The organism is Pantoea sp. ABR1s (genome assembly GCF_057812235.1).
In genome coordinates, this window is record NZ_CM173823.1 from 1,495,271 (window position 1) to 1,511,307 (window position 16,037).

At 57.6% G+C, this 16,037-nt stretch carries 12 protein-coding genes; 8 read left to right on the forward strand and 4 right to left on the reverse strand.

What is annotated here, in order from left to right:
- The first annotated feature begins 20 nt into the window (after positions 1–20).
- From ACXKZD_RS06820 to tmaR, 4 genes are all read left to right on the forward strand, one after another.
- The gene (locus tag ACXKZD_RS06820; protein WP_033758354.1) at positions 21–257 is read left to right on the forward strand and encodes a hypothetical protein; all 237 of its coding nucleotides are present in this window, start codon (positions 21–23) and stop codon (positions 255–257) included.
- Between the two features lie 340 nt (positions 258–597).
- The gene (gene dacD / locus ACXKZD_RS06825; RefSeq protein ID WP_187495728.1) at positions 598–1,761 is read left to right on the forward strand and encodes a serine-type D-Ala-D-Ala carboxypeptidase DacD; all 1,164 of its coding nucleotides are present in this window, start codon (positions 598–600) and stop codon (positions 1,759–1,761) included.
- Between the two features lie 265 nt (positions 1,762–2,026).
- A complete protein-coding gene (locus ACXKZD_RS06830; protein WP_010670945.1) occupies positions 2,027–3,085 on the forward strand; it encodes an FUSC family protein in 1,059 nt (352 codons plus the stop codon).
- 160 nt (positions 3,086–3,245) lie between these two features.
- On the forward strand, positions 3,246–3,572 hold the full coding sequence (gene tmaR / locus ACXKZD_RS06835) for a PTS system regulator TmaR (RefSeq protein WP_004571340.1): 327 nt from the start codon (positions 3,246–3,248) through the stop codon (positions 3,570–3,572).
- Between the two features lie 93 nt (positions 3,573–3,665).
- Here the strand turns inward: tmaR and ACXKZD_RS06840 are convergent, their stop codons facing one another.
- The 4 genes from ACXKZD_RS06840 to ACXKZD_RS06855 all read right to left on the reverse strand — a co-directional run bounded on the left by ACXKZD_RS06840 (position 3,666) and on the right by ACXKZD_RS06855 (position 7,685).
- Entirely contained in the window at positions 3,666–4,727 is a 1,062-nt protein-coding gene (locus tag ACXKZD_RS06840; RefSeq protein WP_033758346.1) for a LacI family DNA-binding transcriptional regulator, read from the reverse strand.
- Positions 4,728–4,856: 129 nt separating this feature from the next.
- Positions 4,857–5,771, reverse strand: a complete 915-nt coding sequence (locus ACXKZD_RS06845) for a ketopantoate reductase family protein (RefSeq protein ID WP_163798716.1) — start codon at positions 5,769–5,771, stop codon at positions 4,857–4,859.
- 185 nt (positions 5,772–5,956) lie between these two features.
- Positions 5,957–6,730, reverse strand: coding sequence for a phosphate/phosphite/phosphonate ABC transporter substrate-binding protein (locus tag ACXKZD_RS06850; protein ID WP_488981960.1), 774 nt, complete (start codon positions 6,728–6,730; stop codon positions 5,957–5,959).
- Entirely contained in the window at positions 6,723–7,685 is a 963-nt protein-coding gene (locus tag ACXKZD_RS06855; RefSeq protein WP_187484466.1) for a fatty acid desaturase, read from the reverse strand. The genes ACXKZD_RS06850 and ACXKZD_RS06855 overlap by 8 nt, the downstream gene beginning before the upstream one ends.
- Before the next feature lie 208 nt (positions 7,686–7,893).
- On the opposite strand from ACXKZD_RS06855, the gene ACXKZD_RS06860 reads away from it, so the two are divergent.
- From ACXKZD_RS06860 to katG, 4 genes are all read left to right on the forward strand, one after another.
- A complete protein-coding gene (locus ACXKZD_RS06860; RefSeq protein ID WP_010247994.1) occupies positions 7,894–8,916 on the forward strand; it encodes an LLM class flavin-dependent oxidoreductase in 1,023 nt (340 codons plus the stop codon).
- Positions 8,917–9,340: 424 nt separating this feature from the next.
- Complete coding sequence (locus ACXKZD_RS06865) at positions 9,341–10,438, forward strand: efflux RND transporter periplasmic adaptor subunit (RefSeq protein WP_033758337.1); 1,098 nt, start codon at positions 9,341–9,343, stop codon at positions 10,436–10,438.
- The gene (locus ACXKZD_RS06870; RefSeq protein ID WP_488981961.1) at positions 10,435–13,530 is read left to right on the forward strand and encodes an efflux RND transporter permease subunit; all 3,096 of its coding nucleotides are present in this window, start codon (positions 10,435–10,437) and stop codon (positions 13,528–13,530) included. Before ACXKZD_RS06865 ends, ACXKZD_RS06870 begins: the two co-directional genes overlap by 4 nt.
- Positions 13,531–13,717: 187 nt before the next feature.
- Positions 13,718–15,937 carry a catalase/peroxidase HPI gene (katG, locus tag ACXKZD_RS06875; RefSeq protein WP_033758333.1) on the forward strand — a complete coding sequence of 740 codons (2,220 nt, stop codon included), beginning with the start codon at positions 13,718–13,720 and terminating at the stop codon, positions 15,935–15,937.
- Positions 15,938–16,037: the final 100 nt, after the last annotated feature.

Here is a 16,037-nt window from a genome sequence, read left to right on the forward strand (position 1 = left end):
TCTGGAGGAATAGGGGGCGTATGCAATTAGAAAAAAAGTCAAAGATATGCACCTGTTTGGTAGAGTTAGCTGTCATGGGCTTATGTCTGATATTAAATATCTCTTTTTTGCATAGTGCCGGCATACTGGATTGGGGGTATTTTGATATTCCTGAAAATGTTTCAGGATACGCATTGTACCTGACCAGTTTTATCGGGACTTTGGTCATAAGCAAAAAAGTGGCTGACTTTTTTAATGCGATTTTATCAAAAGCCTGAGTGACTGAATGTAAAGCCCGCCCCGGTGGGCTTTTCTATATATAGCGTAGTGGTCGGGTATCATGCCACCTGGACGGCAAACATAAAAATCCACTCAACCAACCCAGAGGATTGACACAGGAACATCGTTAGCGAGTTGTCGATGAGCCAAAAAACGCTCCGAACCGCTATGGCTATGTTTGCAGGACGGCAAAGCGCCGGTTTTGAGCCTCAATCCGCAGAGCCAGTTCATACTTTTTTTCAATTTATTCAAACCTTCACAACGCTTTTGCCGTAAAACGTGCGGCTGTTTCCGTTTCGTTTTAGAAATTTTCTCTCCCGTGCAATTAAGGATGAAGTGTTGAAAAGGCGTCTGCTGTTCACCGTTACCGCTACTGTTTTTTGGGCCTCGCTGGCGCAGGCTGATGCGATTCCCTTTCCTGTGACGCCTCCGGCGGTTGATGCGGCTTCCTGGGTGCTGATGGATGCCACTACAGGACAGGTTCTGACCGCTGGCAATCCCGATGAACGCCGTAATCCCGCCAGCCTGACCAAACTGATGACCGGTTACGTGGTTGATCGCGCCATTGACCAGAAGAAAATCAGCCGTGACGACATGGTTACGGTCGGAAAAGATGCCTGGGCGGCGGGTAATCCGGTGTTCAAAGGCTCCTCGCTGATGTTCCTGAAGCCAGGCGATAAGCTGAGCGTCCGGGATTTAAGCCGTGGCGTCATCATCGACTCCGGTAATGACGCCTGCGTTGCCCTGGCTGATTATGTGGCGGGCAGCGAAGCGAACTTCGTCGGCATGATGAATCACTACGTTGAGAAGCTCGGCCTGCAGAATACCCATTTTGAAACGGTTCATGGTCTGGATGCGCCGGGTCAGTTCTCCAGCGCGCTGGATATGGCGAAACTGTCACGCGCCATTATTGATGGTGAGCCTGACTTTTACGCCATGTACAGTGAGAAGACCCTGACCTGGAATGGCATTACCCAGAACAACCGTAATGGCCTGTTGTGGGATAATAATCTCCACGTTGATGGGCTGAAAACCGGTCACACGGAGACCGCGGGCTTTAACATCATCGCCTCGAATGTGGTGGGCAAGCATCGCCTGATCGCCGTCGTCATGGGCGGTAAAAGCCCGAAAGGCCGCGAAGAGCAGGCGCGTAAACTGCTGGTCTGGGGACAGAACACCTTTGATACCGTTCAGCTGTTCCATGCCGGTAAGAAGATTGGCAGCGAAAACGTCTGGTACGGCAATCCTCATCAGGTGGATGTAGGTACCGCAGAAGATGTTTATCTGTCACTGCCGCGCAGTGAAGTGCAGAACGTGAAGGCGAAGTATGTTATCGATCGCAAAGATCTGGAAGCCCCACTGAAAGCCAACGAAGTCATTGGTGAAATTCAGGTGATGGATAAAGATCAGCAGATTGCCCACTATCCGCTGGTGGCGCTGAGTGCGGTTGAACCTGCAGGCGTGATTACCCGCCTGACGGATTATCTCAAGCAGAAGTTCTGATTAGCCGATTGTCAGCACTAAAACGGGTAGCCTGCGGGCTGCCCGTTTTTACTTGCACGCTGGCTGCCCTGAATGTGTTACTGAGAGCTGATAAAGGTTAAAAAATCGCACTAAGTTGTTTTTAACTACCGGGAAAGTATGTGAGGCGGATGTTGATAATTGTAAGCGAACGTCAAAACTGTTTTAAATATCCGGCCCGCGCTAAGCCTGAGCCGCGTTCAGCGTTAAGATAGCCACACCATGTTCCCGCAACCGGAAAGTCATTTTGCGTCCCGATAAGCCCATATCAAAACTGGAGTTCTGGTTTTATCGCCATTATCGCTCCGTCCACGGTGTGCGTATTGCCATCGCCTTTTTGCTCTGCTTTATCTTTGTGCGGGCGACCGATATCCCTGAAGGCACCTGGCCACTGATTACGCTGGTGGTGGTGATGGGGCCCATCTCCACCTGGGGAAATGTCTTTCCACGTGCACTGCAGCGCATCAGCGGCACGGTCGCCGGGTCAATATCCGGTCTGATCGCCCTGAAGCTGGAGCTGATCTCGATGCCGATGATGCTGGCCTGGTGCGGCATCATCATGATGATCAGCGGCTACCTGACGCTGGGCAAACATCCCTACATGGCGTTGTTGATCGGGATTACGCTGAGCGTGGTCGTGGGCGCACCAACCGGCGATTTCACGATGGCACTGTGGCGCGGCGGTGATGTGATTCTGGGCTCGCTGATGGCGCTGCTGTTTACCGCTATCTGGGCGCAGCGTGCCTATACACACTGGCGCATTCAGCTCTCCGACGCGCTGGCGGAAATGGCAAAAATCTATCACGCCGGTTTCTCACCCAACCTGGTTGAAAAGCCACGCCTGAACAAGCCGCTGGGCAAATTGCTGAGCAGCGTGATCAAAATGCGGGCGCTGCTGGAGCCGTCAAGCAAAGAGACGCGCATTCCAAAATCGGTGCTTGAAGCGATCCAGACCATCAACCGTAATATGGTTTACACCATTGAGATGCAGATTAATGCCTGGTGGGCATCGCGCGAGAGCCATCTGATTATGCTTAACGCGCCTGCATTGCGCCGCACCCAGCAGATGACTGAGAACACGCTGCGGGCGCTGTCGGTCATGGCGATTGAAGGGGAAACGGAAGAGGTGGTGGCTAACAGTCACGAGCTGACCGAAATCAGTGGCGAACTGCGGCGACTGATCGCGGAAGCGGGCAGCGAAGGTCTGGAGGAGACGCCGATCTACGGCTACGTCTGGCTGACACTGGAACTGGCAAAACAGCTGGAGCGGATGACCGACCTGATGCGAATGGCGCTGCGCAAATAATCACCTCAGACAATGACTTAATGTGAAACAGGGTTTCTTTGCGCTAAGATAAGAGCCAGTCTGAATTTAGCTGTGAAAATTGCTTACCTGGCGGGCTAGCCGCTAAGCTGATCGTTTTGACTCTCTCCCTGCGTCAGCAGGCTCAAAGAAAGGTGCCATCATGGAAAATGCCAAGCAATCATTTCAGGACGTACTGGAGTTCGTGCGTATGTTCCGCCGCAAAAACAAACTGCAGCGTGAAATTGTCGACAACGAGAAGAAAATTCGCGACAACCAGAAGCGTGTACTGCTGCTCGACAACCTGAGCGAATATATCAAACCCGGCATGAGCGTTGAGGCTATTCAGGAAATCATCGCCAGCATGCGTGTGGATTATGAAGATCGCGTGGATGAGTACATCATCAAAAACGCCGACCTGTCTAAAGAGCGTCGCGAGCTGTCGAAAAAGATCAAAGCGATGGGCGTGGGCGAACACCCGAAAGCGTAAGGGCAGATAGCAGCGCGCAAGCGCCAGACGTCCTATGCAAACCCGCATCCACTCCGGTGGGGCGGGTTTTTTATTGCCTGCGTCAGCGCAGGGTTATTTTCCCGCCAGCCTGCGGGCGATCACCTGTAACTGCTGTGACAGCGCCACTAAATTGACCCGCTCATCAGCAGGCGGGGCGGTGGTCTCCCGGATCACCAGCGTGGTTTCCAGCGCGTTGTCTGACGCCTCTGCTCCCTGAAGCCGGGCCAGCATCCGCTCGACGCTCTGCGCGCCAAGAGCGTGCAAATCCTGCCGCACCGTGGTCAGCGGCGGCTGATACCACGCACTCTCGGCGGTGTCATCATATCCAATCACCGATATCTCGCCAGGAATGGCTACGCCATACTGATGCAGCGCCCGCATCGCACCCAACGCCATCTGATCGTTCGCCACCAGCAGCGCCTGCGGCAGATCGTCGGGAAGCTGCGCCAGCAGCGCCTGGTAACCCGACTGCGCGCTCCAGTCGCCGCGTAAAGAACAGTGCGGTGTCAGCTGATGATCGGCCAGCGTCTTACGCCATGCATTTTCACGCTGACGGGCCGAGACCGAGCGAAGCGGCCCGTTTAACAAACCAATCTGACGATGACCCAGCGCCACCAGATGTTCAACGGCGGCACGTGCACCAGACTCATTCGGATACTGACACTGCGCTACCGCCGCCTGGGGTTCGACATCCAGAAACAGCACCGGTTTGCTGCCGCAGAGCAACTGGATCTGTTGCGCCTCATCTGCCTCCAGTGGCAGGTTGATCAGCAGTCCATCGACCCGCTGTGCCAGCAGTTCATTCACCGTTGCTGCCGCATCGTTACCACTGTCCATGGCGATCACCAGATGATAACCCGCCCCGGCGGCGCGCTGCTGGATCGCCGAGGCGATCTGCGCAGGAGCCATCAGGGCCAGGTCGCTGGTGGCCAGACCCAGCGTGCGCGTCGCCTTACCGGCCAGCTGCTGCGCCACACGATTGGGCACATAATTGAGCTGCAGCATCGCCGCCTCAACCCTTTCCCGCGTGCGGGCTGACACCTGTTCAGAACGGTTTAAAACACGTGAAACGGTTTGATATGAGACGCCGGCCAGTTGAGCGACATCATCGAGGGTCACGGAGCGGGAAGTCATTGAACTCTCCAAAAGATGAAGCGACGAGTGTAGCAAATTTTCCTGCTGCACTGCTGCTGCACACCACACTTTCACGACCACAAAAACCGGGTCCGTTGCAGCACCCGGTCACGGTATCTGGCAGGGCCATTAACGCTGCTGCAGATAGACCTGAAGGTTCACATCCACCGCGTTAAGCAGTGGCGTGGCGAGACTATGGCGTTTCGCCCGCAGCAGCAGGTCACCTATCACCTGATCGGCTTCGATATCAAAGCCCTGGGTTAAATCGCGGTACATTGAGGAGGTCATCGGGGTGGCCGGATCGCTTAACAGCTCAAGAATGCGGGCAGTGGCCGCCGGACGCGTCTGATAGCCTTCGGCAGTAATGACTGACAGAATCTCCGAGAAAACACCCTGTAACAGCGTTTCGCCGCCGCGCGAGGTGAGTATCTGTTGGGTATTCCCGCGCGCCAGGCAGCAAACCGCGCCGAGCGTGCTCAGCAGCAGCCACTTCTCCCACAGCTCATCCATGATGTTATCGCTGAATCGGGTATCGACCTGACAGTCACGCAGCGCCGCATCAACCCGCTGCAGTCGCGCATCGTTGTTACCGTCCAGCGCGCCATAATAGAGCTGATGCAGCGGCGTCATCTGGATTACTTCGCCATTGTCACCCAGCGTCGCGTTGATTTTGCACAGGCCGCCAATCACCCTATCTTCGCCGAAACGCTGTTGCAGCGTTGCGATGTGCCGCAATCCGTTCAGAATCGGCATGATCAGCGTTTCCGGACCCACTGCAGGTGAAATATCCTCCATCACCTGATCAAGGGCAAAGCTCTTCACCGTCACGATAATCAGATCATAGTGGCCTGTCAGGCTGCTCGCCTGGGCCAGTTGCGGCTGTAGCGTTTCAGTGCCCTGCGGCGTCTGCAACACCAGGCCGCTGGCCTGAAGCTGCTGATAACGCCGTTCACGGACCAGAAAAGTCACATCCTGGCCCGCCTGAGCCAGCCGTGCACCAAAATATCCACCGGTCGCGCCGGCGCCTGCCATCAGAATGCGCATCCCTCTCTCCCTCTGCTGAAAACCTCTACCTTAGAACGCCGTGACCGGGCTTACCAGTCTTAGCCTCGGTCAGAGCGCGTCGGGGAGCATGAAATGAGAGGTCGGGAAAGCGCGGGCAGGGAGGTGACGATGCAGAGAAATCAGATTTTCCCTGCCCGGTAAGCAGTTCGAAACAGAGGGGTGTGTTACAGCCGGGTGACGCCCAGCGCGGCAGCCTGCTGTTCCCACGCCAGCACGCCCTGATAATCGTCTCGCTGCACCGGGCTGAATCCGCCGATCAAATTGTCGTCGCAGACGGTGCGCCAGGCGGGATCGTTCACCAGCTGATGCAGCGCCGAGCGGAGTCTCTCCAGCCGGTCCACTGACGTCGGGGCTGCCGTGATCAACGGCAATCCGGGTGCGGCTGGCGTTTCACCGATGATATGCAGGCCGCGCAGCGCATCCGGCTCATAGCGCGCCAGCAGCGCCCAGCTGACGCAGTCGATAGCCGCGATATCCGCCTGTGAATCACGCAGTGCTGCCAGCGACTGACGATGCCCACCGCTCAGCAACAGCTGCGAAAATCTCACGCCCTGAAGCGCAGCCACAAACCGCAGCGCGTTATAGCCGGAGTGAGAGTCCAGGCTGTTAGCTACGGCCCGCTGGTCGTTAAAATCGGCCAGCGTCGCCTGTTTGTCCCGCGCCACCAGCCAGCTGCGATAGTCACGGCCGGTGCAGCCTGGGGCCTGATAGTGAAAGGTGCCAACCAGCTGAACCGCAGGAAGCTGGCTGACCAGCGGATAGCCGCAGGTCTGGCTCAGCAGCAATCGGTTATCCTGCCAGTGTGTCAGCAGATCCTCAGGCCAGACCGGCTGCGTAGCGATGCCGTGCTGCGTCAGCAGGATAACCACAGCCTGTATCAGTGCCCGTGTGGCGGGCGGGTGAATCGCATACATCGGCAAGGCGAGCAGGTTATTCATGCGTTTTCTCCGCTGATCGTCCCGGATGGACATTGACCCCGACCGGTCTGACCCAGAACTGACGCAGCCAGACCCGATAGCCCGCCACGCGAAAGCCGTGATTGCGGTGGTAGTAATGCTCGCGATCGCGCAGATAGAGGCGGCGCAGGCCATACCAGGGGACGCCGGGGAGGTCGTGATGCACTGAATGGTAGTTCAGATTCAGGAATAGCATGCGCCACGGCCACGCCGCTTCATTATTCACTGACCGTGCCAGCGGATCGTCCGCCGCACGATGCTCATAGAAGGATCGCACTTTGGTCAGCGCCAGCGCCGGATAACTCACCGCCAGCAGATACCACAGCGGTGAAAATCCCTGCCGCGCCATCCAGAAAAACAGTAGTGCCAGCAGCGTCCCGTGCAGCAGCCACATCGCTATCGCGGGCCGATCGCCACGGCGCAGTGCCTGCCACATCCCGCCGAAGGTCGCCGCCACATCCAGCAGCGGGCCGAGCAGCAACCGTCCCAAAAAAGTGTTACGCAGATGAATCAGCTGCTGCTGCCAGCGCGGTAACTTCGCCCAGCGAGCAGCGGAGAGGTAGTAGGTTTCCGGATCCTCATCCGGCTCGGTCAGGGTGTGATTGCGATGATGGGCCAGATGAGAATCGCGATAGAGTCCGTAGGGATACCAGACCGCCAGCGGCAGGGTGCCAAATAGCTGATTCACCCGCGGCCAGCGGGTGGGATGGCCGTGGATCAGCTCATGCTGCAGCGACATATACCAGCCAGTGAAGACGATCAGCAGCAGGGTGGCGGGCAGCCGTCCCAGCGTCTGCGCGTTCAGCATCACCGCAAACCAGCCACCATAGATCACACCGATTAGCAGCCAGGTCGGCAATTCGCTGCGCCAGAGCCAGCTGCGTGCACGCGCTTTAAGCCAGGCGCGCTGCTGTAGAGAGAGATAACCGGTGTGCATGATTCACCTGACAGCGGAAGCGGGAATCTGAACAGTGAAAGAAAGGGTGGGCAAAGGCAAAGTGGATAATCTGCTTAGCTATGTCGAAATTCCTGAATATGGCGCTGAAAGATATTGACTATCAGTCGCGGCTCCGGGGGCGTAACCTTTCTCTATCAGAAATCGCCTTGCATCCACGGGCGTTTACCGCCTGTCAGGAGAAATACAGATGAAAAATATTGGCTTCTTATCCTTTGGTCACTGGACGCCCTCGTCGCAGTCCGCCACCCGTACCGCGCAGGATGTGTTACTGCAATCGATCGACTTAGCGGTCGCCGCCGAAGAGCTGGGCGCAGATGGCGCTTACTTCCGCGTCCACCATTTTGCCCGTCAGCTCAGCTCGCCATTTCCGCTGCTGGCTGCCGTTGCAGCGCGCACTAAAACGATTGAGATCGGCACCGGTGTCATCGACATGCGCTACGAAAACCCACTCTACATGGTGGAAGACGCCAGCGCGGCAGACCTGATCTCCAATGGTCGTCTGCAACTGGGTCTGAGCCGCGGTTCACCTGAGCAGGTAATCGATGGCTGGCGTTACTTCGGCTTTGAACCGAAAGCGGGAGAAAGCGATGCGGATATGGGCCGTCGTCACACCGAAGAGTTTCTGGAGGTGCTGCGCGGCGAAGGTTTTGCTAAGCCAAATCCACAGCCCATGTTCCCCAATCCGCCAGGCCTGCTGCGTCCTGAGCCGCTCTCTGAAGGCCTGCGCGACCGCATCTGGTGGGGATCCGGCTCCAACGCCACCGCAGAATGGGCGGCAAAAATGGGCATGAACCTGCAAAGTTCAACCCTGAAAGATGATGAAACCGGCGAGCCGTTCCACATTCAGCAGGCTAAACAGATCCGCGCCTACCGTGAGGCCTGGAAAGCGGCGGGGCATCAGCATGCGCCACGCGTCTCCGTCAGTCGCAGCATCTTTGCGCTGGTGAATGATATGGACCGCGCGTACTTTGGCCGCAGCGGTAACGACCAGGATTCCGTCGGCTTTCTCGATGAGAAAACCCGCGCTATCTTTGGCCGCAGCTATGCCGCAGAGCCAGAGGCGTTAATTAAGCAGCTTGCGCAGGATGAGGCGATTGCCGAAGCCGATACCCTGCTGCTCACCGTGCCAAACCAGCTTGGTGTCGCCTACAACGCCCATGTGATTGAGGCGATCCTGAAGTATGTCGCCCCGGAACTCGGCTGGCGTTAAGTGACAGAGCGCCCTGAAGAGCAGGGCGCTGTGAGATCCACCGCAGGCGCAGATGACAAAGCGCCTGCGGTGATTCTTCTGTAAACGCGCGTCATCACTCCCCGCTTTTTCTGCTTTATTCTCTCTGAACTTCTCTCTGATGAGCCATTCCATGCCCTGACAGAGCCTTTTCGTCACTCTGTTTCCAGTGTACGGAATATGCAGATTTTGTGACTTATAATTTATTTCGTCACTTATTGCTGAATGGGATGTTTCCTCTGCTCAGGGTAGGCCTGAACCCTTCATCAACGCATTTCCCTGGTTTAACGTGTTTTCATAACCTGTATGAACGGACAATGCCTTTACGCAATTTGTGACTATTGACAGTATTGGTCACATGATAAGAGAATGGCGTCACTCTCCTGCTTACTGTTGAAGGTAATCTATGCTCAGGTTCAATCCTGCCATTCTGGTTGTTTGTCTGCTGCCACTGGCGCTGGCGGGTTGCCGGGATAATTCACCCAAAGACGATCCGCGCACGCAGCCGCCGCTGGTCAGGGTCACAAAGGTCATCAGCGCCACCGATGGCAGCCGTGCGTTTAGTGGCGTCGTGGTTGCCCGGGTTCAGAGCGACCTCGGCTTTCGGGTCTCAGGAAAAATCCTCGAACGGCTGGTGGACAGCGGCCAGCGGGTGAAGCGCGGTCAGCCGCTGATGCGGCTCGACCCGGCAGATCTCCGGCTGCAGGCCCAGGCTCAGCAGCAGGCCGTTGCCGCCGCGCAGGCACGCGTCAGACAGGCCAGCGCCGATCAGGCGCGTTACCGCACTCTGGTGGCAACCGGGGCAGTTTCTGCGTCGGCATACGACCAGATTCGGGCCGCTGCGGCCACCGCTCAGGCTGAGCTGAAAGCCGCCCAGGCGCAGGCCAGCGTTGCAGGTAACGCCAGCGGATATGCGCTGCTCCTGGCTGATGACGATGGCGTGGTGATGGCAACGCTGGCGGAGCCGGGTCAGGTTGTGAGTGCCGGTGAGGCTGTCATCAGACTGGCCAGAGCCGGACAGCGCGAGGCAAGTGTTCAGTTGCCGGAGACCCTGCGCCCGGCAGTGGGAAGTGAGGCAAAGGCAACGCTGTATGGTGCGGACAGTGCGCCGGTTTCCGCCCGGCTGCGCCAACTGGCTGATGTGGCCGATCCGATGACGCGCACCTTTGAGGCGAGATATGTGCTGGAGGGCGCACTGGCCAGCGCACCGCTGGGAGCCACCGTCACAATCACGCTGCCGAATAAACCGTCGCAACCGCTGCTGCAGGTTCCGCTGGCGGCGATCTACGATGCCGGTAAAGGGCCAGGCGTCTGGGATATTACCGGCCAGCCCGCTACCGTTGCCTGGCGGCCGGTGACGGTGGTGTCGATAAGTGACGAGGCGGCCACCGTCACGGGTCAGCTTAATGCTGGCGATCAGATAGTGGCGCTGGGCGCGCATCTGTTGCAGCAGGGGGAGCGCGTGCGCCCCGATGACGCTGCCGTTGCCGGGAGCCAGCCATGAGCCAGGGACGCTTTAATCTGTCAGCGCTGGCCGTGCGCGAGCGCGCTATTACGCTGTTTCTGATCATCCTGATTACCGTGGCGGGCGTCTTGTCCTTTTTCGAACTGGGACGGGCAGAAGATCCGCCGTTCACCGTAAAACAGATGACGATTATCTCCGCCTGGCCAGGTGCGACGGCTCAGGAGATGCAGGATCAGGTGGCCGAGCCGCTGGAAAAGCGTCTGCAGGAGCTGAGGTGGTATGACCGTAGCGAGACGTACACGCGCCCCGGTCTGGCTTTCACTATGTTATCCCTGCAGGACAAAACGCCGCCTTCCCAGGTTCAGGAGGAGTTTTACCAGGCGCGTAAGAAGCTGGGTGATGAGAGCAGAAATCTGCCTGCCGGGGTCATCGGGCCGATGATCAACGACGAGTTCTCCGACGTGACCTTTGCACTGCTGGCGCTGAAGGCAAAAGGGGAGCCGCAGCGCCTGCTGGTTCGTGAAGCGGAATCACTGCGTCAGCGACTGCTGCATCTGCCTGGCGTGAAAAAGGTCAATATCATCGGTGAGCAGAGTGAACGCATCTATGTGTCGTTTTCACACGATCGACTGGCGACACTCGGCATCACTCCGCAGGCAATTTTTGCTGCGCTGAACGATCAGAATGTCCTGACGCCAGCGGGATCGATTGATACGCAGGGGCCGCAGGTCTTTATACGGCTGGATGGCGCGTTCGATAAACTGGAAAAAATCCGTGAGACGCCGATTGTGGCGCAGGGGAGAAGCCTGAAGCTGGCGGACGTGGCTACGGTGACCCGGGGTTACGAAGATCCCGCCACCTTTATGGTGCGCAATCAGGGCGAACCGGCGCTGCTGCTGGGTATCGTAATGCGTGAAGGCTGGAACGGTCTGGAACTCGGCAAGGCACTGGCGGCTGAAACCGCCCGCATTAACCAGGCGATGCCGCTGGGGCTCTCACTGACTCAGGTCACCGATCAGTCCGTCAATATCCGCTCGGCGGTTGATGAATTTATGGTTAAGTTCGTCGTGGCGTTGCTGGTGGTGATGGTGGTCTGCTTTGTCAGCATGGGCTGGCGTGTCGGGGTAGTGGTCGCGGCTGCGGTGCCGCTCACCCTGGCGGTGGTGTTTGTGGTGATGGAGGCTTCCGGCAAAAACTTTGACCGCATCACGCTCGGTTCGCTGATTCTGGCGCTGGGCCTGCTGGTGGACGACGCCATTATCGCCATTGAGATGATGGTAGTGAAAATGGAAGAGGGCTACGACCGCATTAAGGCTTCTGCCTATGCCTGGAGTCATACGGCGGCACCCATGCTGGCAGGCACCCTGGTTACGGCCGTCGGGTTTATGCCCAATGGGTTTGCGCAGTCCACGGCGGGCGAGTACACCAGCAATATGTTCTGGATAGTCGGCATCGCGTTGATCGCCTCCTGGATCGTCGCGGTGGTGTTCACCCCTTATCTCGGCGTAAAGCTGCTGCCAGCCATCAAAACGGTAGAAGGCGGCCACGCAGCGATCTACAACACCCGCCACTACAACCGCTTTCGCCGCCTGCTGACCCGCGTGATTGCCCGTAAAGGCTGGGTGGCAGGCGTGGTGATTGCCCTGTTTATCGCCGCTGTGCTCGGTATGGCGCTGGTGAAAAAACAGTTTTTCCCGACCTCAGACCGGCCTGAAGTGCTGGTTGAAGTTCAGCTCCCCTACGGCAGCGCCATAGAACAGACCCGCGCAGCGGCTGAAAAGGTTGAGACCTGGCTTAAACAGCAGCAGCAGGCAAAAATCGTCACCACCTATATTGGTCAGGGGCCACCGCGTTTTTATCTGGCGATGGCACCGGAACTGCCCGATCCGGCCTTTGCTAAGCTGGTGGTACTGACCGACAGTCAGGACGCGCGTGAGGCACTGAAAACGCAGCTGCGCGCCGCCATTGCCAGCTGTCTGGTGCCTGAAGCGCAGGTTCGTGTAACGCAGCTGGTGTTTGGCCCATACTCCCCTTATCCGGTGGCGTGGCGGGTGATGGGGCCTGATCCAGCCCATCTGCGCGCGATTGCCGATCGGATGGAAGCCGTACTGCGGGCCAGCCCGATGATGAGGACGGTGAACACTGACTGGGGCGCCCCCGTGCCGACGCTGCATTTCTCACTGGATCAGAACCGGCTGCAGGCAGTGGGGCTGACATCCAGTGACGTCGCCCGGCAATTACAGTTTCTGCTGTCGGGCGTGCCTGTCACTACCGTGCGGGAAGATATCCGCGCGGTCCAGGTGGTGGGGCGTGCGGCCGGAGAAGCCCGCCTCGATCCGGCTAAAATCGCCGACTTCACGCTGGTGGGCACCGCGGGTCAGCGTATCCCCTTATCGCAGATTGGTGATGTGCAGGTGAAAATGGAAGATCCCGTGCTGCGGCGGCGCGACCGCACGCCGACCATCACCGTTCGGGGTGATATCGCCGATTCCCTGGAGCCGCCTGACGTCTCGACGGCGCTGAACAAAGCCTTGCAACCGATCATCGCGACGCTGCCCGCGGGCTACCGCATTGAACTGGCCGGTTCAATAGAGGAGTCCGGTAAAGCGACCCAGGCGATGGCCCCGCTGTTCCCGATCATGATTGCGATCACTCTGCTGATCATCATTCTGCAGGTGCGTTCTCTGTCGGCGATGATCATGGTCTTTCTGACTGCGCCCCTCGGGCTGATTGGCGTCGTGCCGACGCTGCTGCTGTTCAGTCAGCCTTTTGGTATTAATGCACTGGTCGGGCTGATTGCCCTGTCGGGCATACTGATGCGTAACACGCTGATTCTGATAGGGCAGATCCACCACAATGAACTGGAGGGTCTGGCACCCTTTGATGCAGTGGTCGAAGCGACAGTGCAGCGTGCCCGTCCGGTGCTGCTGACGGCAATGGCGGCGATTCTGGCGTTTATTCCACTGACCCACTCGGTGTTCTGGGGAACGCTGGCCTATACCCTGATTGGTGGCACGCTGGGCGGCACCCTGATCACGCTGGTTTTCCTGCCCGCAATGTACGCTATCTGGTTCCGCATCCGCCTGCCGGGCAGCAAAACGGCAGTTGTGAAACCGGCGCTGTCGGAATAGTCTCAGGGTGACGGTTGCCGCTTCGCTGCTCTCTGCAGCCTGGCAGCAACCGTCAATTCATTGTTTTAAGCTTTTGAAGAAGGTATATGAAAAGGTAAAAGCTATCAAACAGATAGGATGAGACAGGTGTGCGATCCTGAAAATCCTCTATAGAGTAGCGATGAAAATACAAAAAAGAGGTGTGACCATGAGCAATTCCATTGATGAAGATGCAAAAGATGCAAAGCCTATTGTCGAAGCCGATCGCGAAGCGCCCGAGGGCAAATGTCCTTTTCATGCTGGTAAGCCTTCTCAGGAAAATCAGGCGCCGGGCGGCGGAACAACCAACCGCGACTGGTGGCCTAATCAACTTCGGGTTGACCTGCTGAACCAGCACTCATCCCGTTCGAATCCGCTTGATGAATCCTTCGATTACCGTAAAGAATTTGCCAAATTAGATTACTCAGCGCTGAAAGCTGACATCAAAGGGTTGCTCACCGAGTCACAAGCCTGGTGGCCCGCTGACTGGGGCAGCTACATCGGCCTGTTTATTCGTATGGCCTGGCACAGCGCCGGAACCTATCGCTCCGTGGACGGACGCGGTGGTTCAGGTCGTGGTCAGCAACGCTTCGCACCCCTAAACTCCTGGCCAGACAACGTTAGTCTGGATAAAGCGCGCCGCTTACTGTGGCCGGTTAAACAGAAGTATGGTCAGAAGATCTCCTGGGCCGACCTCTACATTCTGGCGGGCAACGTCGCGCTGGAAAACTCCGGATTCCGTACCTTTGGCTTTGGTGCCGGACGTGAAGATGTCTGGGAACCGGATATGGATGTGAACTGGGGTGAAGAAGCCGCCTGGCTGGAACACCGTCACCCGGAATCCCTGGCGCAATCGCCACTGGGCGCTACCGAAATGGGTCTGATCTACGTGAACCCGGAAGGTCCGGAACACAGCGGCGATCCTGCCTCTGCGGCCCCGGCTATTCGCGCCACTTTCGGCAACATGGGCATGAACGACGAAGAGATCGTGGCATTGATTGCTGGTGGACATACGCTGGGTAAAACCCACGGTGCCGCACCGGCCAGCCACGTCGGTGTCGATCCGGAAACTGCACCGATTGAGGCGCAGGGCCTGGGCTGGGTCAACAGCCACGGCACGGGCGTTGGCGCAGATGCGATTACCTCTGGTCTGGAAGTAATCTGGTCTCAGACGCCAACCCAGTGGAGTAACTACTTCTTCGAGAACCTGTTCAAATATGAGTGGGTTCAGACGCGCAGCCCGGCGGGTGCCATCCAGTTCGTGGCAGCTGATGCCCCGGATATTATCCCGGATGCGTTTGACGCCGCGAAGAAACACAAGCCGACCATGCTGGTGACCGATCTGACGCTGCGATTTGACCCGGAGTTTGAAAAGATTTCGCGTCGTTTCCACAACGATCCGCAGGCGTTCAACGAAGCCTTTGCCCGTGCCTGGTTTAAACTGACTCACCGTGATATGGGGCCAAAAGCGCGCTACATCGGACCTGAAGTCCCGCAGGAAGATCTGATCTGGCAGGATCCGCTGCCTGCACCGGTTTATCATCCAACCGTGGCGGATATCGCGCAGCTGAAAGAGAAGATTGCTGCAACCGGCCTCAGCGTCAGCGAGCTGGTTTCGGTTGCCTGGGCTTCGGCATCAACCTTCCGTGGCGGCGACAAACGTGGCGGTGCCAACGGTGCCCGCCTGGCGTTGCTGCCGCAGCGTGAGTGGGACGTCAATGCCGTCGCAGCACGCGTGCTGCCGACGCTGGAAGCGGTGCAACGCGAAGCGCACAAGGCTTCACTGGCAGATGTGATCGTGCTGGCGGGTGTGGTCGGCGTTGAGCAGGCGGCGAAAGCAGCTGGCGTTGAAATTGAGGTGCCATTTACTCCGGGCCGTGTTGATGCGCGTCAGGATCAGACTGATATCGAGTCATTCGATCTGCTGAAACCGCGTGCAGATGGTTTCCGTAACTACGGTACTGGCTTCGGCAAAACCACCACCGAAAATCTGCTGATCGATAAAGCGCAGCAGCTGACCCTGACCGTGCCGGAGTTAACGGTGCTGGTTGGCGGAATGCGTGCGCTGGGTGCTAACTTTGATGGCAGCCAGCACGGCATCTTCACGCACCACACAGGGACGCTGAACACAGACTTCTTCGTGAATCTGCTGGATATGCGCACCGAGTGGAAAGCCGCCGATTCGACCAATGAGAAATTCATTGGACGGGATCGCGTCACTGGCGAAACCCGTTTTACCGCCACGCGTGCCGATCTGGTGTTTGGCTCCAATGCGGTGTTACGCGCCTCGGCGGAAGTCTACGCCAGCAGCGACGCCCGTGAAAAATTCGTCAAAGACTTTGTTGCCGCCTGGACCAAGGTGATGAATCTGGATCGGTTTGAACTCTGATTGCTGTTGACGTTATAAAACCTGAAACCCGCTGATATTAGCGGGTTTTTTTTTATGAGAGCAGGTGAGTTATTCGACCGCTTAACTATCCTTTTACAAC

Coding starts and splice junctions, on each gene's coding strand:
- tmaR (WP_004571340.1), top strand. CDS start 3,246: ATGGAAAATGCCAAGCAATCATTTCAGGACGTACTGGAGTTCGTGCGT.
- ACXKZD_RS06845 (WP_163798716.1), bottom strand. CDS start 5,771: ATGCGCATTCTGATGGCAGGCGCCGGCGCGACCGGTGGATATTTTGGT.
- ACXKZD_RS06840 (WP_033758346.1), bottom strand. CDS start 4,727: ATGACTTCCCGCTCCGTGACCCTCGATGATGTCGCTCAACTGGCCGGC.
- ACXKZD_RS06850 (WP_488981960.1), bottom strand. CDS start 6,730: ATGAATAACCTGCTCGCCTTGCCGATGTATGCGATTCACCCGCCCGCC.
- ACXKZD_RS06865 (WP_033758337.1), top strand. CDS start 9,341: ATGCTCAGGTTCAATCCTGCCATTCTGGTTGTTTGTCTGCTGCCACTG.
- ACXKZD_RS06820 (WP_033758354.1), top strand. CDS start 21: ATGCAATTAGAAAAAAAGTCAAAGATATGCACCTGTTTGGTAGAGTTA.
- ACXKZD_RS06870 (WP_488981961.1), top strand. CDS start 10,435: ATGAGCCAGGGACGCTTTAATCTGTCAGCGCTGGCCGTGCGCGAGCGC.
- ACXKZD_RS06860 (WP_010247994.1), top strand. CDS start 7,894: ATGAAAAATATTGGCTTCTTATCCTTTGGTCACTGGACGCCCTCGTCG.
- ACXKZD_RS06855 (WP_187484466.1), bottom strand. CDS start 7,685: ATGCACACCGGTTATCTCTCTCTACAGCAGCGCGCCTGGCTTAAAGCG.
- katG (WP_033758333.1), top strand. CDS start 13,718: ATGAGCAATTCCATTGATGAAGATGCAAAAGATGCAAAGCCTATTGTC.